This is a genomic window from Bacillus sp. FSL R5-0603, assembly GCF_038050295.1.
In the GTDB taxonomy this organism is placed as follows: domain Bacteria; phylum Bacillota; class Bacilli; order Bacillales; family Bacillaceae; genus Bacillus; species Bacillus subtilis.
Genome location: NZ_JBBOYP010000001.1, coordinates 2,795,240 through 2,813,538, shown reverse-complemented (window position 1 = coordinate 2,813,538; position 18,299 = coordinate 2,795,240). Strand labels below are relative to the sequence as shown.

The following is an 18,299-nucleotide window of genomic DNA, read 5'->3' as shown; positions in this document are numbered from 1 at the left end:
ATGGGAAATACTCGTAAAAAAGTTTCTGTTATCGGAGCAGGTTTTACCGGAGCTACAACTGCATTTTTAATCGCTCAAAAAGAGCTGGCAGACGTTGTTCTTGTTGACATTCCGCAATTGGAGAACCCGACAAAGGGAAAAGCGCTTGATATGCTTGAAGCAAGCCCGGTTCAAGGCTTTGACGCAAAAATTACGGGAACATCCAATTACGAGGATACAGCTGGCTCTGACATTGTTGTCATTACAGCCGGTATCGCAAGAAAACCTGGTATGAGCAGAGATGATCTGGTCTCTACAAACGAAAAGATTATGAGAAGCGTTACGCGGGAAATCGTGAAATATTCTCCTGACTCTATTATTGTTGTGCTGACAAATCCTGTTGATGCAATGACATACGCGGTGTACAAAGAATCAGGCTTCCCTAAAGAGCGTGTAATCGGCCAGTCCGGTGTGCTTGATACGGCAAGATTCAGAACATTTGTGGCAGAGGAATTAAACCTGTCAGTGAAAGATGTGACTGGTTTCGTACTCGGCGGACACGGTGACGATATGGTGCCGCTTGTGCGTTATTCTTATGCTGGCGGTATCCCGCTTGAAACTCTTATTCCGAAAGAACGGATTGACGCAATTGTGGAGCGCACTAGAAAAGGCGGAGGCGAAATCGTGAATCTTCTTGGAAACGGAAGCGCGTATTATGCGCCTGCGGCTTCTCTGACAGAAATGGTCGAAGCGATCTTGAAAGATCAGCGCCGCGTCCTTCCTACAATTGCTTATCTTGAAGGGGAATACGGCTATGAAGGCATCTACCTTGGTGTTCCTACAATTGTAGGCGGCAACGGTCTTGAGCAAATCATTGAACTTGAACTGACAGACTATGAAAGAGCGCAGCTGAATAAATCAGTTGAATCTGTCAAAAATGTCATGAAAGTATTATCCTAATAAAAAGAGAGAAAGGCTTGCTTAATACAGCCTTTCTCTTTTTACTATAAATGAAAGCGCTATCATACACATCTTTATTTCTTTTAAAAATGATGTAAAAGGCGAATTGTCGGAATGTCCTGCTTTCGCTAAAATAAAATCATGAAACATGTTAAGATGACATAAAATAGAGAAATAGGATGTCGGGGAATTATAATACTGGAGGCACAGCATGAACAAGAAAATTTTAGTTGTGGATGATGAAGAATCTATTGTTACTCTTTTACAGTACAATTTGGAACGGTCAGGCTATGATGTTATTACCGCCGCGGATGGGGAAGAAGCACTCAAAAAAGCGGAAACAGAGAAGCCTGATTTGATTGTGCTTGATGTGATGCTTCCAAAATTGGACGGAATCGAAGTATGCAAGCAGCTGAGACAGCAAAAACTGATGTTTCCCATTTTAATGCTGACAGCGAAGGATGAGGAATTCGACAAAGTATTAGGGCTTGAGCTCGGTGCTGATGATTATATGACCAAGCCGTTCAGTCCAAGGGAAGTAAATGCGAGAGTCAAAGCGATTTTAAGGCGTTCGGAAATGGCTGCGCCCTCTAGTGAGATGAAGAACGATGAAATGGAAGGCCAGATCGTAATCGGCGATCTGAAAATCCTGCCTGATCATTATGAAGCGTACTTTAAAGAAAGTCAGCTTGAATTGACACCGAAAGAATTCGAACTGCTGCTCTATTTAGGCAGACATAAAGGCAGAGTTCTGACAAGAGACCTGCTGCTGAGCGCAGTCTGGAATTATGATTTTGCCGGAGATACGAGAATTGTTGATGTGCACATCAGCCATCTTCGCGACAAAATTGAAAACAATACCAAAAAACCGATCTACATTAAAACGATTAGGGGATTGGGGTATAAACTGGAGGAGCCAAAAATGAATGAATAAATACCGTGTGCGCCTTTTTTCTGTATTCGTTGTCTGTATGATTCTGGTGTTTTGTGTCCTCGGGCTGTTTTTACAGCAGCTTTTTGAAACATCTGATCAAAGGAAAGCAGAGGAACACATTGAAAAAGAAGCAAAATACTTGGCTTCGCTTCTTGATGCCGGCAATCTGAATGATCAAGCAAATGAGAAAATCATTAAAGATGCAGGCGGCGCACTTGATGTGAACGCATCCGTTATCGATACAGACGGCAAGGTGCTGTATAGGTCAAACGGGAGAGCGGCTAATTCCCAAAAGGTGCAGGCGCTTGTTTCTGGACATGAGGGGATTCTGTCAACAACAGATAACAAGCTTTATTACGGACTTTCACTTAGAAGCGAAGGTGAAAAAACAGGATATGTGCTGCTTTCCGCCTCTGAAAAAAGCGACGGCTTAAAAGGCGAATTGTGGGGGATGCTGACGGCCAGTCTTTGTACCGCATTTATCGTCATTGTTTATTTTTATTCCAGCATGACCTCACGTTATAAAAGGTCAATTGAGTCAGCGACAAATGTAGCCACAGAACTTTCTAAGGGCAACTACGATGCACGGACGTACGGCGGCTATATTAGGCGTTCTGATAAGCTAGGACATGCGATGAACAGCCTTGCCATTGATCTGATGGAAATGACGCGAACGCAGGAAATGCAGCGGGATCGGCTGCTGACAGTCATTGAAAACATTGGCTCCGGGCTGATTATGATCGACGGAAGAGGCTTTATTAATCTCGTAAACAGGTCTTACGCCAAGCAGTTTCATATCAATCCGAATCATATGCTGCGCCGTCTTTATCACGATGCATTTGAACATGAAGAAGTGATCCAGCTTGTCGAAGACATTTTTATGACGGAGACAAAGAAATGCAAGCTGTTAAGACTGCCGATCAAAATAGAACGGCGTTATTTTGAAGTGGACGGCGTTCCGATTATGGGGCCGGACGATGAATGGAAAGGAATTGTGCTTGTTTTCCATGACATGACGGAAACAAAGAAATTAGAGCAGATGAGGAAGGATTTTGTGGCCAATGTTTCTCATGAGCTGAAAACGCCGATTACGTCCATAAAAGGGTTTACGGAGACGTTATTGGATGGGGCGATGGAAGACAAAGAGGCGCTTTCTGAATTTCTCTCTATTATTCTTAAGGAAAGCGAAAGGCTTCAGTCTTTGGTTCAGGATTTGCTCGATCTCTCAAAAATCGAGCAGCAAAATTTCACGCTCAGTATCGAAACGTTTGAGCCGGCCAAAATGCTTGGTGAGATTGAAACGCTTCTGAAGCATAAGGCGGATGAGAAAGGCATCTCCTTGCACCTGAATGTCCCGAAAGACCCTCAATATGTATCTGGTGACCCGTACAGGCTGAAACAGGTATTTCTTAATCTCGTAAACAATGCGTTAACCTACACGCCTGAGAGGGGCTCCGTGGCTATCAATGTAAAACCCAGAGAAAAAGACATTCAAATTGAGGTTGCCGATTCTGGAATCGGAATTCAGAAAGAAGAAATTCCGCGCATCTTTGAACGCTTTTACCGCGTAGATAAAGACAGAAGCAGGAATTCGGGCGGAACAGGGCTGGGCCTTGCGATTGTCAAGCATTTAATAGAGGCTCATGAAGGGAAAATTGATGTCACAAGCGAGCCTGGACGGGGAACTGTCTTTACCGTGACGCTGAAACGGGCCGCTGAAAAGTCCGCCTAATGTTTACAAAGGTTTAACAATATCTTCATGCACTGTTAAACCTATGCTGGTAGGATGTAGTAGAACCCCTTCATCCAAGGAGCCAATTTTGACGGCGGGAACCTATTTGTGTTCCCGTCCTTTTTTGTGTCTTCTCTTATAGTTCACGTATTTTCCTTTCAAATTGAACTTTGTTAAAATAAGAGGAGCTAATGACTATGTAAGAGATGAATGGAAGCCTGAGGCTTCTTAGGAGGAAATTGAATGACGGAACGAAAAAAATTAGTGCTTGTAGACGGAAACAGTCTGGCTTACCGGGCGTTTTTTGCATTGCCGCTGTTAAGCAATGATAAAGGTGTTCATACGAATGCTGTATACGGCTTTGCGATGATTTTGATGAAAATGCTTGAGGATGAAAAACCGACGCACATGCTGGTTGCGTTTGATGCCGGGAAAACAACATTTCGTCACGGCACATTTAAAGAATATAAAGGCGGCAGACAGAAAACCCCGCCTGAGCTTTCCGAACAAATGCCGTTTATTCGCGAACTGCTGGATGCCTACCAGATCAGCCGCTATGAACTGGAACAATATGAAGCGGATGATATTATCGGCACACTGGCCAAATCGGCTGAAAAAGACGGATTTGAAGTTAAGGTTTTCTCAGGAGATAAGGATTTAACACAGCTGGCAACGGACAAAACGACAGTTGCCATTACGAGAAAGGGAATTACCGATGTTGAATTTTACACACCGGAGCATGTCAAAGAGAAATATGGGCTTACGCCTGAACAAATCATTGACATGAAGGGTCTGATGGGCGATTCCTCAGATAATATTCCGGGTGTGCCCGGCGTCGGAGAAAAGACTGCGATTAAGCTTTTAAAACAATTTGATTCCGTTGAAAAGCTGCTGGAGTCCATTGACGAGGTGAGCGGAAAGAAATTGAAGGAAAAGCTTGAGGAGTTTAAGGATCAGGCATTAATGAGCAAGGAGCTTGCGACAATTATGACGGATGCTCCGATTGAGGTATCTGTTTCCGCCCTAGAATATCAAGGCTTTAATCGTGAACAGGTCATTGCCATCTTTAAAGATCTTGGCTTCAACACGCTTCTTGAACGGCTTGGAGAAGACAGTGCAGAAGCAGAACAGGATCAATCGTTGGAAGACATTAATGTCAAAACAGTCACAGACGTGACAAGCGATATATTGGTTTCTCCATCCGCATTTGTCGTTGAACAGATTGGCGATAATTATCATGAAGAGCCGATCCTCGGATTTTCGATCGTAAATGAAACGGGAGCTTATTTCATTCCGAAAGACACTGCCGTTGAGTCTGAGGTGTTTAAAGAATGGGTGGAAAATGACGATCAGAAGAAATGGGTCTTCGACAGCAAGCGGGCTGTTGTCGCTTTGCGCTGGCAGGGCATTGAGCTGAAAGGAGCCGAGTTTGATACGCTCCTTGCGGCTTATATCATCAACCCGGGCAATTCATATGACGACGTTGCGAGTGTGGCTAAGGATTACGGCCTGCATATCGTTTCAAGTGATGAATCAGTTTATGGAAAAGGAGCAAAACGAGCAGTGCCGTCAGAAGACGTACTGTCTGAGCACCTTGGCCGAAAAGCGTTAGCGATTCAAAGCCTTCGGGAAAAGCTCGTTCAGGAGCTGGAAAACAACGACCAGCTTGAACTGTTTGAAGAGCTGGAAATGCCTCTTGCGCTTATTCTCGGCGAAATGGAATCAACTGGCGTCAAGGTCGATGTTGACCGTTTAAAACGGATGGGTGAAGAACTGGGTGCGAAGCTGAAGGAATATGAAGAAAAAATCCATGAGATTGCGGGAGAGCCGTTTAACATCAATTCTCCGAAGCAGCTAGGCGTCATCTTATTTGAAAAGATCGGCCTTCCTGTCGTAAAGAAAACGAAAACAGGCTATTCTACGTCTGCCGATGTGCTTGAAAAGCTGGCTGACAAGCATGATATTGTCGACTATATTTTACAGTACAGACAAATTGGCAAGCTTCAATCAACTTATATCGAAGGGCTTTTAAAGGTGACGAGACCGGATTCGCATAAAGTGCACACGCGATTTAACCAGGCCTTAACGCAAACTGGCCGTCTCAGCTCGACTGATCCGAATCTGCAAAACATTCCGATCAGGCTTGAAGAAGGGCGGAAAATTCGCCAAGCTTTTGTGCCGTCTGAAAAAGACTGGCTCATTTTTGCAGCCGATTATTCACAAATCGAGCTGCGGGTGCTTGCCCATATTTCAAAGGATGAAAATCTGATCGAAGCTTTTACAAATGATATGGATATTCACACGAAAACGGCAATGGATGTGTTCCATGTCGCTAAGGATGAAGTGACATCTGCGATGAGACGCCAGGCGAAAGCGGTCAACTTTGGCATTGTTTACGGGATCAGCGATTACGGTCTGTCACAGAACCTCGGCATTACCCGGAAGGAAGCGGGAGCATTTATCGACCGCTATCTGGAAAGCTTCCAAGGCGTAAAAGCGTACATGGAAGATTCAGTACAGGAAGCGAAGCAAAAAGGATACGTAACAACGCTTATGCATCGCCGCCGCTACATCCCTGAGCTGACGAGCCGGAACTTTAATATCCGAAGTTTTGCGGAGCGGACGGCCATGAATACGCCGATTCAAGGAAGCGCCGCTGATATTATCAAAAAAGCCATGATTGACATGGCTGCCAAGCTGAAAGAAAAACAGTTGAAAGCAAGGCTTCTGCTTCAAGTACACGATGAATTGATTTTTGAGGCGCCAAAGGAAGAAATTGAAATTCTTGAAAAGCTTGTTCCTGAAGTGATGGAGCATGCGCTTGCATTAGATGTGCCGTTAAAGGTGGACTTTGCATCAGGCCCATCTTGGTACGATGCGAAATAAACAGAGATAGGAAGTGATGGATGTGCCGGAATTACCAGAGGTTGAGACGGTCCGGCGCACTCTGACCGGGCTTGTAAAGGGAAAAACAATCAAATCGGTAGAGATCAGATGGCCGAATATCATCAAACGGCCTGCCGAACCGGAGGAATTTGCGCGAAAACTAGCAGGAGAAACGATACAGTCCATCGGAAGACGGGGAAAGTTTTTACTGTTTCATTTAGATCATTATGTTATAGTTTCTCACCTTCGAATGGAAGGAAAATACGGTCTTCATCAAGCCGAGGAGCCTGACGATAAACACGTGCATGTCATATTCACGATGACGGATGGAACCCAGCTCCGGTACAGGGATGTGCGGAAATTTGGAACCATGCACTTATTTAAACCGGGAGAAGAAGCGGGCGAGCTTCCGCTTTCTCAGTTAGGTCCGGAGCCGGATGCAGAAGAATTTACAAGTGCGTATTTAAAAGAACGGCTTGCGAAAACAAACCGCGCTGTCAAAACTGCCCTACTGGATCAAAAAACGGTAGTTGGATTAGGGAACATTTATGTGGATGAGGCTCTTTTCAGAGCGGGTGTCCATCCCGAGACAAAAGCAAATCAATTATCAGATAAAACAATCAAAACCCTTCACGCTGAAATCAAAAACACTCTGCAGGAGGCGATTGATGCGGGCGGAAGCACAGTCCGTTCATATATCAACTCCCAAGGGGAAATCGGAATGTTCCAGCTGCAGCATTTTGTGTACGGAAAAAAAGACGAGCCATGCAAAAATTGCGGAACGATGATTTCGAAAATTGTCGTTGGAGGAAGAGGCACGCATTTTTGCGCAAAGTGCCAGAAAAAAAAGTAGCATAATGCTTCATCGTCCAAGCTGTCGGTGCATATATCAGTAACTCTGTAATGGAGGATGCCTTTTTCGAAACACGGATTTTTCACTTTCCCATATATATGATTGTGATGAATCCCGGGCATTTCACATCTGATACAAGAGCACCAACAGAAAGGAAGAAACGGATATGCAAATGGTTTCTATACTGCTCCTGGCGTTGGCTGTCAGCTTGGACAGTTTTTCAGTCGGATTTACGTACGGATTGAGAAAAATGAAAATACCGTTTAAAGCGATTTTGGTTATCGCCTGCTGTTCCGGTGCTGTCATGTTTATATCCATGCTGATCGGAAGCTTTCTCACGAAGTTTTTTCCTGTATATGTGACGGAGAAGCTTGGCGGTTTGATATTGGTTGGAATCGGTGCGTGGGTTCTGTACCAATTCTTCAAACCGGCAAAAGATAAAGAATACCTATTGCATGAAAAAACACTGCTTAATTTAGAGGTTCGGTCATTAGGGATTGTGATTCATATTTTGAGAAAACCCATGAGTGCGGATATCGACAAATCGGGTGTGATCAATGGAATTGAGGCGGTCTTATTGGGATTTGCCTTATCGATTGATGCCTTTGGAGCAGGTATAGGCGCAGCCATTCTCGGTTTTTCGCCGATTGTGATGAGCATCGCCGTGGCAATCATGAGCTCGCTGTTTGTATCAATTGGAATCAATGCCGGCCATTTTCTGTCTAAGTGGAAATGGATCGATAAAATGGCGTTTTTGCCGGGGCTTCTGCTGATCACGATTGGGCTCTGGAAATTGTAAAAAGGAGTGGATCTCTTGACCTTAGTCATTGGTTTAACGGGAGGAATAGCTAGCGGCAAAAGCACGGTAGCCAATATGCTGATTGAAAAAGGAATAACAGTTATAGATGCAGATATCATTGCAAAACAAGCGGTAGAAAAAGGGATGCCGGCCTACCGGCAAATCATTGACGAATTCGGTGAAGACATACTGCTCTCAAATGGCGATATAGACCGAAAAAAGCTTGGAGCGCTGGTATTTACAAGTGAACAAAAGCGTCTCGCTTTAAATGCAATTGTTCATCCCGCAGTCAGGCAGGAAATGCTCAATCGCCGTGATGAAGCCGTTGCAAATCGGCAGGCATTTGTTGTATTGGATATCCCGCTATTGTTCGAAAGCAAATTGGAATCATTGGTTGATAAAATTATTGTGGTCAGTGTGACAAAAGAGCTTCAACTGGAACGTCTGATGAAGCGCAATCAGCTGACGGAAGAAGAAGCAGTCAGCCGTATCCGCTCTCAAATGCCCTTAGAGGAAAAAACAGCAAGAGCAAATCAAGTCATTGATAACAGCGGCACGCTTGAAGAGACCAAAAGGCAGCTTGATGAAATCATGAACAGCTGGGCATAATCAAAAAACACCGTTCATATTGAACGGTGTTTTTTTGCCATTAAAAATCAAAGTTGTCCGGATCAGGACCGACGCGCAAGTTTTCATTCAGTGCATCGATTCGGTTCATGTCATCCTGCGTTAATTCAAAGTCAAATACGCTTGCATTTTCTTTAATACGGTGTTCCTTCGTTGATTTAGGAATCGTAATAATGCCATGCTGCAGATCCCAGCGCAAGATAATTTGTGCGACAGATTTGTTATATGTTTGAGCGATGTCAGCCAATACAGGATGATCCAGAAGCTGTCCCTGCATTAAAGGTGACCAAGCCTCCATCTGGATGCCCTGATTTTGGCAGTATCTTATCAACTCTTTTTGTGTGAGGCGCGGGTGAAATTCCACTTGGTTAATCATAGGCTTAATTTCAGCTGCCGTCATCAGATCTTCAAGATGGTGAATTTGGAAGTTGCTTACGCCAATCGCTTTGATACGGCCTTCTTTATACAGCGTTTCAAGCGCTCTCCAAGCTTCTTTATACTTTCCTTCTACAGGCCAGTGGATGAGGTATAGATCCAAATAATCCAGACCGAGTTTGGACAGACTTGTTTCAAACGCGGCGAGTGTTTCTTCGTAGCCTAAATCCGCATTCCATACTTTCGATGTGATAAACAGATCCTCTCTTGAAATGCCTGCTTCTTCAATGCCTTCCCGAATCCCTTCTCCGACTCCAGCTTCATTTCCATAGATTGCTGCAGTATCAATACTGCGGTACCCGTGAACAATGGCAGTTTTAACTGCGTTTACCAGTTCAGATCCTTCTTCCACTTGGAACACGCCGAGGCCGAACCAAGGCATTTCTACCCCATTATGAAGTGTTGCTTTTGCTTGTAAATGTGTTGTCATGTTCATTTCCTCCTTTAAAATTGTCAGGCTTCCTGCCGATCTCGTTTTTCCATTAAGCGGCTCCAGCCTGTTAAAATGACTGCACCGACCACCATTAATCCGCCTATCCAAGCGGTATGAATCAATCCGATTGAATCGGTGATCACACCGCCAAGGTATGATCCAAGCGCGATCCCTGCATTAAAAGCAGCGATATTCATCGCGGATGCGACGTCAACTGCACTCGGGACAAAACGCTCAGCCAGCATGACGACATACACCTGAAGGCCGGGCACATTCATAAAGGCCAGCAATCCCATACAGAGAATGGTAATGAGCCCAGCTGCTTGATACGGGGCTGTAAATGTCAGTACGAATAGAACAATTGCCTGTACGATAAACATATAGAATAAAGCGGCAATCGGATTTCGGTTTGACAGCTTTCCGCCAATCATATTGCCGATAGCAATAGCTATTCCGTATCCGAGCAGAATCACTGCAACAGTCCCGGCTTTGAAGCCTGTTACTTCCTGAAGCAGGGGAGACAGATACGTGAACACAACGAATGTTCCTCCGTATCCAAGCGCTGTAATGACAAATAAAAGCAATAACCGGCTGTTTGTCACAAGCTTCAATTGATCCCGCATCGTTGTTTTCGTCCCTTTACGTAATTTGGACGGTACAAGAATGCCATTTGTAATGAAAGCAATGATTCCGACGGCGATTATGACCATAAAGGCGAAACGCCAGCCGAACTGCTGGCCGATAAATGTCCCAAAAGGAACTCCGGTTACAGTTGCCACAGTGAGGCCGGTAAACATAATTGAAATCGCGCTAGCCCTTTTATCCTCCGGGACAATATCCGCTGCGATTGTCGAACCGATCGACATAAACACACCGTGCGAAAATGCCGATATCACACGTGCTGCTAGTAAAATCCCGATGCTTGAAGCGGTTGCTGCCATCGTATTACCGGCAATAAAAATAAACATGATCCAAAGCAATAGTGTCTTACGTGACATGCTTGAGGTCAATGAAGTTAATATAGGTGCCCCAAATGTAACGCCGAGCGCATAAAGGGAAACGGTTAATCCTGCTGTCGTGACTGGAATATGCAGGTCATCAGCAATGAGCGGCAAAAGGCCGACACTGATAAATTCAGTTGTCCCTATTGCGAATGCACTTACGGCCAAAGCCAGTAGTGCAGGAATACTGCTTTTGGCTGAAGTCATGATGTTCCTCCTTTGTAAGATGTGTTGTATGATTGAAATTCTGCCGAGTAAGCTATATAAATAAAAAAGAGCAGATTCAAATCAGCCGGCAAATGTGATTATGAAACATATCGTTAAGAAATAAAAGTACGTACTTTGAAGTGCTATAGTCACTTTTTGGTGCCTGTGAGGAGAATGGATTGTATGGAGAAGAAAAAATATAACATTTCTGTTGAAGCGACTCTTGAAGTGATTGGAGGGAAATGGAAATGCGTCATTTTATGCCATCTGACGCACGGAAAAAAACGCACAAGTGAATTAAAACGCCTAATGCCCAATATCACGCAAAAAATGCTGACTCAGCAGCTGCGCGAGCTTGAAGCAGACGGTGTCATTAACCGAATCGTATATAATCAAGTTCCTCCCAAAGTGGAATACGAGCTCAGCGAATACGGCCGCAGCTTAGAAGGGATTTTAGATATGCTGTGTGCTTGGGGAGCGAATCATATTAACAGAGTGTACGGGGATACATTTTCTGTGCTAGAAGAAAGTGTGCTCAATGATAAGTTAAAACAGGAATCATAAAGCATGAGGGCAGTCAGTGCGGAGCGCTGGCTGCTTTTTGGTTCTTACGCCTGATATTCTGTGCAAGAAAACATAAGATGTATCATAAATTAGCGTTATAAACGTTGATTTTTATCAATATGTACTGGCGAATTTGTTTTAATGTGTTATACTAATTTTAGATAGTAACAAATTAGGATGGCATAATTGATAAGGGGTGTCCAACATGAAGGTAAAAGTAGCGATCAACGGGTTTGGAAGAATCGGAAGAATGGTTTTTAGAAAAGCGATGTTAGACGATCAAATTCAAGTAGTGGCCATTAACGCCAGCTATTCCGCAGAAACGCTGGCTCATTTAATAAAGTATGACACAATTCACGGCAGATACGACAAAGAGGTTGTGGCTGGTGAAGACAGCCTGATCGTAAATGGAAAGAAAGTGCTTTTGTTAAACAGCCGTGATCCAAAACAGCTGCCTTGGCGGGAATATGATATTGACATAGTCGTCGAAGCAACAGGGAAGTTTAATGCTAAAGATAAAGCGATGGGCCATATAGAAGCAGGGGCAAAAAAAGTGATTTTGACCGCTCCGGGAAAAAATGAAGACGTTACCATTGTGATGGGCGTAAATGAGGACCAATTCGACGCTGAGCGCCATGTCATTATTTCAAATGCGTCATGCACGACAAATTGCCTTGCGCCTGTTGTAAAAGTGCTGGATGAAGAGTTTGGCATTGAGAGCGGTCTGATGACTACAGTTCATGCGTATACGAATGACCAAAAAAATATTGATAACCCGCACAAAGATTTGCGCCGGGCGCGGGCTTGCGGTGAATCCATCATTCCGACGACAACAGGAGCGGCGAAGGCGCTTTCACTTGTGCTGCCGCATCTGAAAGGAAAACTTCACGGCCTCGCCTTGCGTGTCCCTGTTCCGAACGTCTCATTGGTTGATCTCGTTGTTGATCTGAAAACGGATGTTACGGCTGAAGAAGTAAACGAGGCATTTAAACGCGCTGCCAAAACGTCGATGTACGGTGTACTTGATTACTCAGATGAACCGCTCGTTTCGACTGATTATAATACGAATCCGCATTCAGCGGTCATTGACGGGCTTACAACAATGGTAATGGAAGACAGAAAAGTAAAGGTGCTGGCGTGGTATGACAACGAATGGGGCTACTCCTGCAGAGTTGTTGATCTGATCCGCCATGTAGCGGCACGAATGAAACATCCTTCTGCTGTATAAAATAAGGTCATGGACACATTTTAAAGAAAAAACCCTTAACAGCATATTTCTGAAAAAACGCACCTTGCAAATTAGACTTAAACACAGTATACTATTTTTCGTGAACTTCTTGCTTGAGACTGTTTCGGAATTACTTAAAGGGTTAGGACCTCTCCGGACTAACTTTCCCCCGTGGTAAATGGCCGACCCAGTTGTTGGAATTTCACTTTTTAATTCTTGTTAAGGGGGGTCCATGACTATGGAAACAATGGGGCGTCACGTTATCTCCGAGCTATGGGGATGCGATTTTGATAAGCTGAATGACATGGATTTTATTGAAAAAACGTTTGTAAATGCTGCTCTAAAATCAGGTGCTGAGGTGCGCGAGGTTGCATTTCACAAATTTGCACCGCAAGGCGTAAGCGGAGTTGTGATTATTTCTGAATCACACTTAACGATTCACAGTTTTCCTGAGCACGGATATGCGAGCATTGATGTTTATACTTGTGGAGACTTAGACCCTAATGTCGCTGCTGATTACATTGCAGAGGCATTACATGCTGATACAAGAGAAAACATTGAAATACCAAGAGGAATGGGGCCTGTGCAAATTAAACAGGCGCAAGCGAAAGTACTATAAAGTAAATTGCGAACACAAAGGGAGCTGAAGCTAGAAAGCCATTATGCGCTTTTTAGCTTATGCTCCTTTTATTTTTATAAAGAAACGAGAGTGTCAGCTTTTTCTTTTTTCATTTTTTTTGTAAAATAAGAAGGAGATTTTCACAAACCACCTAATGCTAAAGAAACAAATTTAACACCGGCTCTCCCGACAGATGCTGTCACATCTATTTTTAAAAGGCGGAGGCTGCCGAAAATACATTGCAGGGAACGATATAGTTGGGAGCTGATTTTATTGAAATGTCCTTCATGCCAGCATAACGGAACACGAGTCCTTGATTCACGGCCTGTGGATGACGGAAAGTCGATTCGCCGAAGACGCGAGTGCGAATCCTGCCACTACCGGTTTACGACCTTTGAGAAAGTGGAGGAAACCCCGCTCATCGTCGTGAAAAAAGAAGGTGTGCGTGAGGAATTCAGCAGAGAAAAAATGCTGCGCGGCCTCATAAAAGCATGTGAAAAAAGGCCTGTTTCACTCAAAACGCTTGAAGACATGTGCTTTGATATTGAAAAAGAGCTTCGCAATCAAGGCTGCTCCGAGGTGAAGAGTGAGCTCGTCGGAGAAATGGTCATGGACCGGCTGGCTAAGATTGACGAAGTCGCATATGTGCGGTTCGCGTCCGTCTATCGGCAGTTTAAAGATATAAACGTCTTTATCGATGAATTAAAAGACTTAATAAAGAAAGAGCGTTAAAAGAGCTAAGAGGATTCTTCTAGCTCTTTTCTCATGTGCAAAATTGGCATTTGATAGATATAAGAAACGGTGTAAAATGAAAGGTAGAAACAAATTCGGAAGGTTTGAGAATGTATGGCTGACTATTGGAAAGATGTACTGCCTGTAGACCCGTATGTGGTTAAAAGCAGATCGATGCTGCAGGATATTGACAGACAAATTATTACACAACTGTACCAGCCCTTAATCGGCCCTGTTGCATTCTCTCTTTATATGACATTGTGGGGAGAGCTTGAACAAAACCGTCTGTGGGGCGGAGAGTCCACACATAGACAGCTGATGGGGATGACACAGTCCAACTTAAAAACGATCCATCAGGAACAGGGGAAGCTCGAGGGCATCGGATTGCTGAAAGTATATATGAAAGAATCCGAGCGGCAGGAGCGCCTCTTTATATATGAACTCCTTCCGCCGCTCAGACCAAATGAATTTTTTGAAGACGGAATGCTGAATGTTTTTCTGTATAATAGGGTCGGAAAAACGAAATATCAGCAATTAAAACAATTTTTTACGCACCCGGCCATTTCAGAAGATGCGAAGGACATTACGCGTCCGTTTAATCATGCGTTTGAATCGCTGCAGCCGAGTGAATGGAAGCTCACATCCGATATGGAGGAAACGGTAAGGCTTGCCGAGGGGTCCGAGTATACTTCTGTCGGACAGTCTCCGTCCTACACCATAACGGAGGATGTGTTTGATTTTGATTTGTTTTTAGCGGGACTTTCTGAGACGATGATACCGAGAAAAGCGATGACCCAGCAGGTGCGGGACACAATCAAAAAGCTTTCTTATCTGTACGGAATTGACCCTTTGCAAATGCAAAATGTTGTGATGAGCGCAATTGATGAGCGTGACGTCATTACGACGGAGGCATTAAGAAAAGCGGCGAGCGACTGGTATCAAATTGAAAGAAACGGACAGCTGCCCGATTTGGTGGAAAAAACACAGCCGGTGCATCTGCGTGAAGGCGAAAAACCGGCAGAAGAGGATTCTCTGGATGGGAAGCTGATTGCATTGCTTGAGGCGATTTCCCCGAAGAAGCTTCTGCAGGACATTGCTGACGGAACAGAGCCGTCAAAAGCTGATCTGAAGATCATAGAAGAAATTATGTTCGAACAGAAGCTCGAGCCAGGCGTCACAAATGTGTTAATTTATTATGTCATGCTGAAAACCGACATGAAGCTGTCGAAAAACTATATCCAAAAAATCGCTTCGCATTGGGCACGCAAAAAGGTGAAAACGGTCAGGGAAGCGATGAAGCTCGCAATAGAAGAAAACCGCCAGTACCTTGAATGGGCTGAGGGAAAAACAAAGTCTTCGAAACGAAACCAAAAAGTGATTCGTGAAGAAAAGCTTCCTGATTGGATGACAGAAAAGGAAACAGCGTCTGACTCAGAATCCGGACAGCAGAAGCTGCATCCGCAGGATTTGGAAGAACAGAAGAAAAAGATGATGGAAGAAATGCAAAAACTGAAAAAATACTCTGCCTATTAAAGACAGAGATGCGGGGTGAAGGAATAGATGGAACCAATCGGCCGTTCCCTGCAGGGCGTAACCGGCAGGCCGGATTTCCAAAAACGTCTTGAACAAATGAAGGAAAAAGTCATGAAAGATCAAGATGTTCAAGCATTTTTGAAGGAAAACGAAGAAGTGATTGACCAAAAAATGATCGAAAAGAGCTTAAATAAGCTTTATGAATATATCGAACAAAGCAAGAATTGCTCCTATTGTTCGGAAGATGAAAACTGCAACAATTTGTTGGAGGGATACCATCCAAAGCTTGTTGTCAATGGGCGGTCTATTGATATCGAGTATTATGAATGTCCAGTCAAACGGAAGCTTGACCAGCAGAAGAAACAAAAGTCTCTTATGAAAAGCATGTATATCCAGCAGGATCTTCTCGGAGCGACGTTCCAGCAAGTTGATATCAGTGACCCAAGCAGGCTCGCGATGTTTCAGCATGTTACAGACTTCCTGAAAAGCTATAATGAGACGGGAAAAGGGAAAGGATTATATTTATACGGGAAATTCGGGGTAGGAAAAACGTTTATGCTCGCTGCGATTGCCAATGAGCTGGCAGAAAAAGAGTATTCCTCCATGATTGTCTATGTGCCTGAATTTGTGAGAGAGCTTAAGAATTCGCTGCAAGACCAGACATTGGAAGAGAAGCTCAATATGGTAAAGACCACACCCGTATTGATGCTTGATGACATCGGAGCAGAATCAATGACAAGCTGGGTAAGGGATGAAGTCATCGGAACGGTGCTTCAGCACAGAATGTCCCAGCAGCTGCCTACTTTCTTTTCTTCTAATTTCTCACCTGACGAGCTGAAGCATCATTTTACGTATTCGCAAAGGGGGGAAAAGGAAGAAGTAAAAGCAGCAAGATTAATGGAGCGGATATTATATTTGGCTGCTCCGATCCGCCTTGACGGAGAAAACCGCCGCCATCCGTAATTGCTGTGGTTCAAAGGGGAAGGAACTGAGGGTATGAAACGAAAAACGGCTGTCAAATGGCTGGCAGTGCTGGCAGGTGCAGGTTTAATCTTTTGGGGAAATAAAATATATTTGAATGTATCGCCGAAAGAGATCAGGGTATGGGTATTGTCGTTCGGAGTCTTTGCACCTCTGATGTTTATCGGGATATCCATCGTCAGGCCACTTGTTTTATTTCCGGTGTCTGTTATTTCAATAGCTGGCGGACTTGCGTTTGGCCCGCTTCTCGGCACGTTTTATACGTTAGTCGGTTCAATGTGCGCTTCAGCTGTTTCGTTTTTTGCGGCCGGTTTGTTTGCGGCGAAAAAGCACGGGCATTACGAAAGGCTTGAAGCCATTCAGAAGCAAATGGAGGATAACGGATTTTTCTATATCTTTCTATTGAGAATCCTGCCGATCAATTTTGATTTCGTCAGCTATGCGGCAGGCCTTTCCAATGTCAAAGCGCTGCCGTATTTTGCGGCGACGGCTGTGGGAATCATCCCTGGGACGATTGCGCTGAATGTGCTGGGAGCAAGCTTTTTGACTGGCAATCTGCCAGCTTTCTTTCTTGTCCTCGCTCTGTATATCGTGTTTATCTCGCTGCCATTTATCTTCAGAAAGAAAATGCAAAACTTGTTCCAAGAATCAAATTAAGATTTGCCAGTGACCTTTACGTCTATTTTAAAAACATCCCCCATATACTTGTAACAGATGCCGTAAGGGGGGACAAACATGCTTGAAATAATCTTTGAAGATGACCATGATGCAGCCGCTTTTTTACATCTCATTCAGCATTCGGACGATCGGAACAATATCATTGTCCGTGAAGGCATACGAAAAATCGGGATTGAAAAAGCGAATCCGGCTTTTCCTATTCAGCGTTTTATGGAGCCGATTCTGGTCAAATTTTTTTTGGAATGCAAAGAAGACGAGCATATGCTGTCATTGATTGAGGAAACTTATTGTTTCACGGACCAGGATGAACAGCAGCAAATCCTTCAGCTCGCACACAGTATTATTGAAGGTGAAGCAGACGATCTCCCGTTTGAGCCGCTGAAGCTTTCACGGAAACAATCTATTTTGGATGAACTCCAAACGATCTGTTTAGAGGAAGGAGTATTTTACATTCGCTCCTTTCAGACCTTCCGACTTGGATCATACTATAAGCAGCTGAGAGATATTACAGAAGCAGCGATTGATGAATATAAGATGGAACAGGAATATCAAAACTTTATTCAAACACTCAGAGACTATGTGAACGCCAAACAGCCGCGAATCAAAAAAGTGCATATTGTCCATGATGGTTCCTTTACATTATGGGAGCTGCGCTATTTGCCGGAACGGGAAAAAATGAAATACATAGACAGAAGATTTGTCCGGGATCATCCTATGTATATTGATTCTCATTTGCTCGCGCCGCTGATTTCCATTGCGCCTGATGAAGTCGTGCTTTATACCGACCAGCCCGAGCACATGATGGCAAGGACCATTCAAAACGTATTTCAAGAGAGAGTGGAAATGCTCCCGCTGCACGCTTTTTCAGATGCAGAAATACCGGTGAAGCACTCGGAAGGATGAGGGCCGGCAGCCTGTCTATATAAGGCTGTCGGTTTAAAAAAAGGAAACGCGATCGTGTTGATTTTTTGGATTGAACAATTTATAATACATAGGAGATTAAGAAAGACACACGTATTGATAAGGACACGAAGGAATGATACCGGCTCAAAGAGAGGGAAGCCCTGGCTGCAAGCTTCCCAGCTAAGGACCATTCGCTTTACCGCCTTTGAACTTCA

Annotated in this window: 16 protein-coding genes and 1 pseudogene; 15 read left to right on the top strand and 2 right to left on the bottom strand. The window is 44.1% G+C overall.

What is annotated here, in order from left to right; translation table 11 throughout:
- From mdh to coaE, 7 genes and pseudogenes are all read left to right on the top strand, one after another.
- A complete protein-coding gene (gene mdh, locus NYE56_RS14540; protein WP_003237775.1) occupies window positions 1-939 on the top strand; it encodes a malate dehydrogenase in 939 nt (312 codons plus the stop codon).
- 211 nt (window positions 940-1,150) lie between these two features.
- Window positions 1,151-1,873, top strand: coding sequence for a two-component system response regulator PhoP (gene phoP, locus NYE56_RS14535; RefSeq protein WP_268555679.1), 723 nt, complete (start codon window positions 1,151-1,153; stop codon window positions 1,871-1,873).
- Window positions 1,866-3,605, top strand: a complete 1,740-nt coding sequence (phoR, locus tag NYE56_RS14530; protein WP_341284018.1) for a sensory box histidine kinase PhoR — start codon at window positions 1,866-1,868, stop codon at window positions 3,603-3,605. Before phoP ends, phoR begins: the two co-directional genes overlap by 8 nt.
- Before the next feature lie 243 nt (window positions 3,606-3,848).
- Window positions 3,849-6,491, top strand: a complete 2,643-nt coding sequence (gene polA / locus NYE56_RS14525) for a DNA polymerase I (RefSeq protein WP_014480537.1) — start codon at window positions 3,849-3,851, stop codon at window positions 6,489-6,491.
- Window positions 6,492-6,513: 22 nt separating this feature from the next.
- The gene (gene mutM / locus NYE56_RS14520; RefSeq protein WP_128740628.1) at window positions 6,514-7,344 is read left to right on the top strand and encodes a DNA-formamidopyrimidine glycosylase; all 831 of its coding nucleotides are present in this window, start codon (window positions 6,514-6,516) and stop codon (window positions 7,342-7,344) included.
- A gap of 148 nt (window positions 7,345-7,492) precedes the next feature.
- Window positions 7,493-8,143: pseudogene (gene ytaF, locus NYE56_RS14515) on the top strand (sporulation membrane protein YtaF); the annotation flags it as partial.
- A gap of 15 nt (window positions 8,144-8,158) precedes the next feature.
- Entirely contained in the window at window positions 8,159-8,752 is a 594-nt protein-coding gene (gene coaE / locus NYE56_RS14510) for a dephospho-CoA kinase (RefSeq protein WP_341284017.1), read from the top strand.
- A gap of 40 nt (window positions 8,753-8,792) precedes the next feature.
- On the opposite strand, the gene ytbE is transcribed toward coaE, so the two are convergent.
- Together ytbE and NYE56_RS14500 are read right to left on the bottom strand one after the other, a co-directional pair.
- On the bottom strand, window positions 8,793-9,635 hold the full coding sequence (ytbE, locus tag NYE56_RS14505; protein WP_003229455.1) for an aldo/keto reductase YtbE: 843 nt from the start codon (window positions 9,633-9,635) through the stop codon (window positions 8,793-8,795).
- 23 nt (window positions 9,636-9,658) lie between these two features.
- On the bottom strand, window positions 9,659-10,846 hold the full coding sequence (locus NYE56_RS14500; RefSeq protein WP_072175322.1) for an MFS transporter: 1,188 nt from the start codon (window positions 10,844-10,846) through the stop codon (window positions 9,659-9,661).
- Between the two features lie 183 nt (window positions 10,847-11,029).
- Here NYE56_RS14500 and NYE56_RS14495 point away from each other — a divergent pair, with 183 nt between their 5' ends.
- From NYE56_RS14495 to ytxC, 8 genes are all read left to right on the top strand, one after another.
- On the top strand, window positions 11,030-11,410 hold the full coding sequence (locus NYE56_RS14495; protein WP_003229458.1) for a winged helix-turn-helix transcriptional regulator: 381 nt from the start codon (window positions 11,030-11,032) through the stop codon (window positions 11,408-11,410).
- 205 nt (window positions 11,411-11,615) lie between these two features.
- On the top strand, window positions 11,616-12,638 hold the full coding sequence (locus NYE56_RS14490; protein ID WP_003229459.1) for a glyceraldehyde-3-phosphate dehydrogenase: 1,023 nt from the start codon (window positions 11,616-11,618) through the stop codon (window positions 12,636-12,638).
- Window positions 12,639-12,876: 238 nt separating this feature from the next.
- Window positions 12,877-13,257: an adenosylmethionine decarboxylase gene (gene speD / locus NYE56_RS14485; RefSeq protein WP_003223584.1), complete on the top strand. Its 381-nt coding sequence runs from the start codon at window positions 12,877-12,879 to the stop codon at window positions 13,255-13,257.
- Window positions 13,258-13,530: 273 nt separating this feature from the next.
- A complete protein-coding gene (gene nrdR / locus NYE56_RS14480) occupies window positions 13,531-13,989 on the top strand; it encodes a transcriptional regulator NrdR (protein ID WP_003223586.1) in 459 nt (152 codons plus the stop codon).
- Window positions 13,990-14,103: 114 nt separating this feature from the next.
- Entirely contained in the window at window positions 14,104-15,522 is a 1,419-nt protein-coding gene (gene dnaB / locus NYE56_RS14475; protein WP_015251489.1) for a replication initiation membrane attachment protein DnaB, read from the top strand.
- Window positions 15,523-15,549: 27 nt separating this feature from the next.
- Complete coding sequence (dnaI, locus tag NYE56_RS14470) at window positions 15,550-16,485, top strand: primosomal protein DnaI (RefSeq protein WP_014480531.1); 936 nt, start codon at window positions 15,550-15,552, stop codon at window positions 16,483-16,485.
- A 33-nt stretch (window positions 16,486-16,518) separates the two neighbouring features.
- Window positions 16,519-17,160: a TVP38/TMEM64 family protein gene (locus NYE56_RS14465; RefSeq protein ID WP_341284016.1), complete on the top strand. Its 642-nt coding sequence runs from the start codon at window positions 16,519-16,521 to the stop codon at window positions 17,158-17,160.
- Window positions 17,161-17,238: 78 nt separating this feature from the next.
- Window positions 17,239-18,084, top strand: coding sequence for a putative sporulation protein YtxC (gene ytxC / locus NYE56_RS14460; RefSeq protein WP_341284015.1), 846 nt, complete (start codon window positions 17,239-17,241; stop codon window positions 18,082-18,084).
- Window positions 18,085-18,299: the final 215 nt, after the last annotated feature.

Excerpts from the sequence above, each read along its gene's own strand:
- speD (WP_003223584.1), top strand. The coding sequence starts at position 12,877 with ATGGAAACAATGGGGCGTCACGTTATCTCCGAGCTATGGGGATGCGAT.
- phoR (WP_341284018.1), top strand. The coding sequence starts at position 1,866 with ATGAATAAATACCGTGTGCGCCTTTTTTCTGTATTCGTTGTCTGTATG.
- NYE56_RS14490 (WP_003229459.1), top strand. The coding sequence starts at position 11,616 with ATGAAGGTAAAAGTAGCGATCAACGGGTTTGGAAGAATCGGAAGAATG.
- NYE56_RS14500 (WP_072175322.1), bottom strand. The coding sequence starts at position 10,846 with ATGACTTCAGCCAAAAGCAGTATTCCTGCACTACTGGCTTTGGCCGTA.
- NYE56_RS14495 (WP_003229458.1), top strand. The coding sequence starts at position 11,030 with ATGGAGAAGAAAAAATATAACATTTCTGTTGAAGCGACTCTTGAAGTG.
- NYE56_RS14465 (WP_341284016.1), top strand. The coding sequence starts at position 16,519 with ATGAAACGAAAAACGGCTGTCAAATGGCTGGCAGTGCTGGCAGGTGCA.
- ytbE (WP_003229455.1), bottom strand. The coding sequence starts at position 9,635 with ATGACAACACATTTACAAGCAAAAGCAACACTTCATAATGGGGTAGAA.
- mdh (WP_003237775.1), top strand. The coding sequence starts at position 1 with ATGGGAAATACTCGTAAAAAAGTTTCTGTTATCGGAGCAGGTTTTACC.
- ytxC (WP_341284015.1), top strand. The coding sequence starts at position 17,239 with ATGCTTGAAATAATCTTTGAAGATGACCATGATGCAGCCGCTTTTTTA.
- dnaI (WP_014480531.1), top strand. The coding sequence starts at position 15,550 with ATGGAACCAATCGGCCGTTCCCTGCAGGGCGTAACCGGCAGGCCGGAT.
- phoP (WP_268555679.1), top strand. The coding sequence starts at position 1,151 with ATGAACAAGAAAATTTTAGTTGTGGATGATGAAGAATCTATTGTTACT.
- polA (WP_014480537.1), top strand. The coding sequence starts at position 3,849 with ATGACGGAACGAAAAAAATTAGTGCTTGTAGACGGAAACAGTCTGGCT.
- dnaB (WP_015251489.1), top strand. The coding sequence starts at position 14,104 with ATGGCTGACTATTGGAAAGATGTACTGCCTGTAGACCCGTATGTGGTT.